We start from the raw sequence: 7,012 nt of genomic DNA, 5'->3' as shown, positions 1-7,012 counted from the left end.
CGCCGCGCCAAGCCCCGCGCCGCCCCCTGAACCCGCCGAATCCGGAGCCGCGATCCTGCGCGTGCCCGGTGAGGCCGTGGAGGCTCTGGCCCGGGCGAGCCACGACCTGACCAGCACCCTGGCGGCGCAGGCGCCCGCCGCCGAGGGCCTGGCACGCCTCGCCCGGCTCGCCCGGGACATGCGCGTCGGCGCCGAGGCGCTGGCCGCGAAATCCGACGCGGAAGCCCCGGCGCTGCGGGCGCTGGCCGCCCGTCTCGGCGGCTTCGCCCGGGAGGCCGCCGAGCTGTCCCGCCGCCAGGCCGCGGCCACCAGCGCGATCGAGGGCGCGGCCTTCCGGGTCCGCACCGAGGCCGAGCGCCTCGCCCTGGTGCCGGCCGAGACCGTGCTCGGCCCCCTCGCCCGCTCGATCCGCGAGACCGCCCGGGAGCAGGGCCGCGACGTCGATCTCGACCTGCGCGGCCTCGACCTGCCGGTGGAGCGCGGCCTGCTCCAGGCCCTGAAGGACCCACTGCTCCACGCCCTGCGCAACGCCCTCAGCCATGGCTGGCAGAGCCCGGAGATCCGCCGCGCCGCCGGCAAGCCCGAGGCCCTGCGGCTCGGGCTGGAGGTGGCCGTGCGCGGCTCGCGCCTGCAGGTCACCGTCGCGGATGACGGGCCGGGGCCGGACCTGGCCCGGATCGCTTCCACCGCCCGCGCCCGCGGCCTGCTCGCCCCCGGGGAGGCCGACGATCCCGAGACCCTGCTGCGCCTCGTCTTCGAGCCCGGCTTCTCCACCGCGGAGGCGGTCGATACCCTGTCGGGACGCGGCTACGGCCTGTCGGTCGCCGCCGACGCGGCCCGCCAGCTCCTCGGCAGCGTCCGCCTGGAGCCGCGCGAGCCCGCCGGCACCGCCCTGGTCTTCAGCCTGCCGCTCTCGGCGGCGCGGCGCAGCCTGCTGCTGGTCGAGGCGGGTGGCCGGACCTATGCCCTGCCGGGCGGCGCCGTGGAGCGCCTGCTGCGGCTCGACCGGGCCGCCTTGCCGGTGGCGATGGGCCGGACGATCCTGCGGGTCGGCGACGGCAAGGCGGCCACCAACCACCCGATCACCGATCTCACCGAGATCCTGGGCCAGGCGCCCGCCGCCCCGGATGCCGCCGGACAGGATCCGGCGATCCTGATTGCGGTGCTGCTCCGGGCCGGCGGCGGCCGCCTGGCGCTGGGGGTCGAGCGCCTGCACGATGTCCGGGCGCTGCTGGTCCTGCCGGCGCCGTCCTTCGGGTCCGATCCCGACCTGATCGCCGGCACCGCGGTGCTGCCCGGCGACGTGCCGGTGCTGGTCCTCGACCCGGAGGGGCTCGCCGCGCGGGCGAGTGCGACATCTGCGGGCCTGTCGGCCGGAACGATGGCGCAGGCTCCACGTTCGACGACCTCACAGCGCGCCACCGCGCGGGCGACCATCCTGGTCGTCGACGATTCGATCACCACCCGGACCTTGGAGAAGGGCATCTTGGAAGCCGCCGGCTACCGCGTGGTCGTCTGCGTCGACGGTCAGGACGCCCTCGACCGGCTGCGCGCCGAGATCGAGCCCGTCGATCTGGTCCTCGCCGACGTGGAGATGCCGCGCCTCGACGGCTTCGGCCTGCTGAAGGCGCTGCGCGCCGACCCGCGCTTCGCCCGGCTGCCGACGATCCTGATGACCTCGCGCGGGGATGCCGCCGACGTGTCCCGGGGCCTCGATCTCGGCGCGGACGCCTACCTGACCAAGCAGAAATTCGACCAGCGCCATCTGCTCGACACGATCGGGCAGCTGCTATGACGCCCGTGCGGGTGATGCTGGTCGAGGACAGCCTCGTCGTGCGCGAATTGCTGCGCTACATCGTCTCGCGCGATCCCCGGCTCGAACTGGTCGCCGCGGTGGCCTCCGGCGAGGAGGCGCTGGGCACCCTCCAGACGGTGCGGCCCGACGTGATCTCGATGGATATCCGCCTGCCCGGCATCGACGGTCTCGAGACCACGCGCCGGATCATGGCCGAGCAGCCCACCCCGATCGTCGTGATCGCCGATTCGGTGGAAGATTCTTCCCTGCGGATCTCGATGAACGCCCTGCGCGCCGGCGCCCTGTCGGTGGTCGAGAAGCCCGTGGCCACCACCCATGCCGGCTACGAGGCGGTGGCCGGCGAGATCTGCACCCAGCTGCGGATCATGGCCCAGGTCCCGGTGATCCGGCGGCGCCCGATCGGCACCGAATGGGCCGGCCGGAACAGCCTGGCCGCCTTCTCGGGATCCTTCGCGGCGCCGGCCGACCTGGCCGGGCAGGCCCCGAGCCTGCTGGCGATCGCGGCCTCCACGGGCGGCCCGCCGGCGCTCGCCCGGGTGATCGGCGCATTGCCCAAGACCTTCCCGCTGCCGGTGCTCGTGGTCCAGCATATGGGCGCGGCCTTCATGGAGGGGTTCGCGAACTGGCTCGACAGCGTCGTGGCCCTGCCGGTCTCCCTGGCGCAGGACGGCGAGCGGGCCGAGCCCGGCCGCGTCTACGTGGCGCCCGGCGACCGCCATCTCGAGCTCGGATCGGGCCGCGTGCTGCGGGTGGTCGACACCGAGCCCGTCTCCGGCCAGCGCCCGGCCGCCACCGTGCTGTTCCGCTCCCTCGCCCGCCAGGCCGGCGCCGCGGGGATCGGCGTGCTGCTCACCGGCATGGGCGAGGACGGGGCCGTCGGGCTCGCCGACATGCACCGGGCCGGCGCCCAGACGGTCGCCGAGCACGAGAGCACCGCGGTGGTCTACGGCATGCCGGCGGCCGCGGTGCGGCTCGGCGCCGCCCGCACGATCCTGCCGCTGGACCGGATCGGCGACCACGTCCTGCGGCTCGCCGATCCCGGGGCGCGGCCGTGAGCCGGAGCGAGGCCGGCGCCCAGGATGGGCCCGCCCGGATCCTGCTGGTCGAGGATTCGGAGACGCAGGCCCTGGAGCTGCGCCTCCTCCTGGAGGCCCACGGCTTCGCGGTGGAGCGCTGCCCCTCGGCCGAGGCCGCCCTCGACCATCTCAACCGCACCCAGCCCGACCTCGTGGTGGCCGATTACCACCTGCCCGGCATGGACGGCGACGAGCTGATCCGGCAGATGCGCCTGTCCCTGCGCACCCGCGCCCTGCCGGTCCTGATGCTCACCGGCGGCGGCGGCGGCGAGCGGAAGGGCCTGGAGAGCGGCGCCGACGCCTACCTGCCGAAATCCGCCGACCGCGACCTGATGATCCTGCGCATCCGCGCGCTGCTGCGCGAGCGCCGGGCGTCGGGCGACGGCGAGGGCCCGGGCGCCGCCGCGTTCCGGCGCGGCCGGATCCTGGTGATCGACGGCAGCCTCACGTACCGGACCTTCCTGGCGGGCCTCCTCGGGCAGGAGGGCCACCACGTCGCCACCGCCGACGGGCCGGAGGCGGCGCTTAACGCCCTCGACGGGGTCGCCGAGGACGCGTTCGACTGCGTGACCGTCGACCTGCTCGGCCACGCCTATGACGGCCTGACCCTGTGCCGGGCGATCAGCCAGCGCCGCTCCGGCCAGGCGGCCGGCGCCGGTTTCCACCTCGTCGGCATCGCGGGCAGCGACCCGGCCAAGGATTTTCTGGTCGAGGCCTTCGCGGCCGGCGCCGACGACGTGGTCTCGAAGACCGATGCCGAGGTGCTGGCCTTGCGCGTGCGCGGCTTCGTCCGCCGGCGTCTGCTGGAGGAGGACGACCGCCGCATCGCCGGCCAGTTCGGCGAGCGCGAGCGGGCGGTGGAGCGCGCCCGCGCCGAGGCCGAGGCCTCCGAGGCGCGTGCCCGCCTCGCCGACGCCCTGGAGCGGGCCAACCGCGACCTCGCCGACGCCAACCGGCAGATCACCGAGGCCCAGGCCAAGCTGGTCCAGGCCGCCAAGATGGCCTCGCTGGGCGAGCTGGTCGCCGGCATCGCCCACGAGATCAACAACCCCCTGGCCTTCATCCTGGCGCATCAGGGCACGGTGGAGCGCCTGCTCAACGAGCTGCCGAACGCGGCCCCGGAGGCCGCCACCCGCGCCCTCGACAAGGCCCGCCAGCGGGTCGGCTCCATGCGGATGGGTCTGACCCGGATCCAGGACCTCGTGCTCAACCTGCGCAAGTTCTCCCGCCTCGACGAGGGCGAGCGGGCGCTGGTCAACGTGCCCGAGGCGATCGAGACCGTGCTGGCGCTGATCCAGCACAAGCTCGGCGATCGGATCGCCGTGGAGCGCAGCTTCGCCGGCCGGCCCGAGATTCACTGCACCCCGGCGCTGCTCAACCAGGTGGTGATGAACATCCTCGGCAACGCCGCCGACGCCATGCCGGAGGGTGGCATGATCCGGATCAACACCCTATCAACACCGGAGGTCGACGAGATTCGCATCAGCGATACTGGTCCTGGTATCCCGGAAGACCTGCGTGAGAAGATATTCGAGCCATTCTTCACAACAAAGCCGGTGGGTTCAGGCACCGGCCTGGGTCTTGCGATTGCCTACAGCGTCGTTCAGGCGCATAGCGGCTCGCTCACCGTGGAGGCGGCGCCGGACGGGGGAGCCTGCTTCGTGATCGGGATTCCGCGGCAGGCGGCCAGCGCATGAGTGAAGGCACGGTCGGACGAGCATTCCCCGCTGCAGTGGACACCGGTTCGGTGACAGAGACGCATTCGCACCACGCTCAGGAGGCCGGGTTCGATGGCCCCCGCGGGACCATCCTGGCCGTCGATGACGAGCCGGATATCCTGATCGCCCTGGAGGACCTGTTCGAGGATTCCTACCGGGTGCTGACCACCTCGAACCCGAACGAGGCGCTCGAGATCCTGCACGCCGAGCCCGACATCGCCGTGGTCCTGTCGGACCAGCGCATGCCCGGCCTCACCGGCGACGCGCTGCTGGCCGAGGCCCGCGCCTTCCACGACGCGCAGGCGATCCTGCTCACGGGCTATGCCGACATCACCGCGGTGATCGCCGCGCTCAACCGCGGCGGCATCGTCGGCTACGTCACCAAGCCCTGGGACGCGAGCCTGCTGCGCTCGACCGTCCGGCAGGCCTTCGAGCGCCATCGCCTGGGCCGAGACCTCGCCACCGAGCGGGCGCTGCTGCGCGGGCTGCTCGACCACGCCCAGGACGCGATCAGCTTCAAGGATGCGGACGGGCGGTTCGTGCGGCTCAACGCCCGCAAGGCGACCCTGCTCGGCCGGGACGTCTTCAGCTGCATCGGGCAGCGCGAGGGCGACCTGCTCGGCGCGAAGGGCGGCAGCGTGGCCGAGGCCGATGCCGCCGCGATCCGCTCCGGCACGGTGGCCGAGAGCCTGACCAGTGAGGGCCCGGTCGGCGCCGAGCTGTGGAGCCACGTCACCCGGGTGCCGATCCGCGACGCTGGCGGCGCGGTCAGCCACCTCGCGGTGATCGAGCGGGACGTGACTGAGCAGCGGACCCTGGAGGCGCGGCTGCGCCAATCCGACAAGATGCAGGCGCTCGGCACCCTGGCCGGCGGCATCGCGCACGATTTCAACAACCTGCTGACCGCGATCCTCGGCAGCCTGGAACTCGCCGCCCCCAAGGTCGCCGAGCAGCCCCGGGTGCAGCGCCTGATCGAGAACGCCCGCGGCGCGGCCGAGCGCGGCGCCTCCCTGACCAAGCGGCTCCTGAGCTTCAGCCGCGCCCACGACCTCCAGGCGCGGGCCACCGACGTCAACGCCCTGATCGGCGGGATGAGCGACCTGTTCGGCCGCAGCCTCGGCGGCCTGGTCAGCGTCCGCACGGAGCTGACCGCCGGGCTGCCCGCCGTCCAGGTCGATCCGGACCAGCTCGAACTCGCGGTGCTCAACCTGTGCATCAACGCCCGGGACGCGATGCCCGACGGCGGCACCATCACGGTGGCGACGCGGCGCCTCGACATCGCGGGCGACCCGGAGATCGCCGACGGCTCCTATCTCGGCGTCAGCGTCTCCGACGAAGGCACCGGCATCCCGGATGAGATCCTGCGCCGGGTCTGTGAGCCGTTCTTCACCACCAAGGCGGTGGGCCAGGGCACCGGTCTCGGGCTCGCCATGGTGTTCGGCCTCGCCCAGCAATCGAAGGGCCGGCTCGCCATCGAGAGCGAGGTCGGCCGGGGCACCCGGGTCGAGCTCGCCCTCCCCTTCGCGGCCGAGGCGCCCCAGCAGCCGACGCGCGCGCCGGGCGATGTCCCGGTGGCGGCCCGGCCGGCGCGGATCCTGGTGGTCGACGACGACGCGCAGGTCCGGCACGTCACCGCCTCGTTCCTGGCGGGCTTCGGCCACGACGCCACCGAGGCCGGCGACGGCGAGGCCGCGCTGCGGTCCTTCGCGCCCGGACGCTTCGACCTGATCGTCGCCGACCTCGCCATGCCGGGCATGAGCGGCATCGAGCTCGCCGCCGAGATCCGCGTCCGCGACCCCAGCCTGCCGGTGCTGATCCTCACCGGCCATGCCGAGGCGATGCAGATCCCGGACGACCTCCCGGTGCTGACCAAGCCGTTCCGCTCCGCCGACCTGGCGAGCCGGGTCTCGGAGCTGCTGGACGGGGCGGGCGCGGGGCACGGTTGATCCAAACCGTCATTGCTTCGCTGCGCTCAATGACGGGATTGGATGCGCCAAGTGCAGGGGCCGAAACATCGGGGCATGCAGCGCCGATGCACGTCCCCCTGACTTGCATGGGAACCACACCGTTGCCGGCTCATTGACCCCCCACGGAGCCGTTGCGCTCCGGGTAACGAACTGGAGGTGAACCATGAGCAATCACGGTATCTTCCCAGGCAGGCGGCGTGATGCCGACCCGGATCAGGACGATCCGCCCAACAGGAATCAGCAGGGATAGGGGTTTCGGACCCGCGGCGCGGTCGAGTTCCCGGTCAGGCCGACACTGACCGCCAGGGCGAGCTCCCGCGACGGACCGAAACGTGGACCCTGCTTCAGGCCCGCCGGCGCAAGCCGGCGGGTTCTTTTTTGGGCCGCGCCCGCGCACGAAAAAGCCGCCCCGGACGATCCGGAGCGGCTCTTTTG

At 73.2% G+C, this 7,012-nt stretch carries 4 protein-coding genes; all 4 read left to right on the top strand.

Going from position 1 to position 7,012, the window contains the following annotated elements; all coding sequences use genetic code 11:
* Nucleotides 1-1,795, top strand: a 1,795-nt coding sequence (locus WYO_RS00160; RefSeq protein ID WP_007557615.1) for a response regulator, incomplete at its 5' end; no start/stop codon positions are given.
* The gene (cheB, locus tag WYO_RS00155; protein ID WP_007557614.1) at nt 1,792-2,871 is read left to right on the top strand and encodes a chemotaxis-specific protein-glutamate methyltransferase CheB; all 1,080 of its coding nucleotides are present in this window, start codon (nt 1,792-1,794) and stop codon (nt 2,869-2,871) included. The genes WYO_RS00160 and cheB, both read left to right, overlap by 4 nt.
* Complete coding sequence (locus WYO_RS00150) at nt 2,868-4,589, top strand: response regulator (protein WP_007557613.1); 1,722 nt, start codon at nt 2,868-2,870, stop codon at nt 4,587-4,589. The genes cheB and WYO_RS00150 overlap by 4 nt, the downstream gene beginning before the upstream one ends.
* A 50-nt stretch (nt 4,590-4,639) precedes the next feature.
* A complete protein-coding gene (locus WYO_RS00145; RefSeq protein WP_047170695.1) occupies nt 4,640-6,556 on the top strand; it encodes a response regulator in 1,917 nt (638 codons plus the stop codon).
* Nucleotides 6,557-7,012: the final 456 nt, after the last annotated feature.

The sequence above is a fragment of the Methylobacterium sp. GXF4 genome (assembly GCF_000272495.1).
In the GTDB taxonomy this organism is placed as follows: domain Bacteria; phylum Pseudomonadota; class Alphaproteobacteria; order Rhizobiales; family Beijerinckiaceae; genus Methylobacterium; species Methylobacterium brachiatum.
This window is presented reverse-complemented; position numbering and strand designations above follow the sequence as displayed.

Excerpts from the sequence above, each read along its gene's own strand:
- cheB (WP_007557614.1), top strand. The coding sequence starts at position 1,792 with ATGACGCCCGTGCGGGTGATGCTGGTCGAGGACAGCCTCGTCGTGCGC.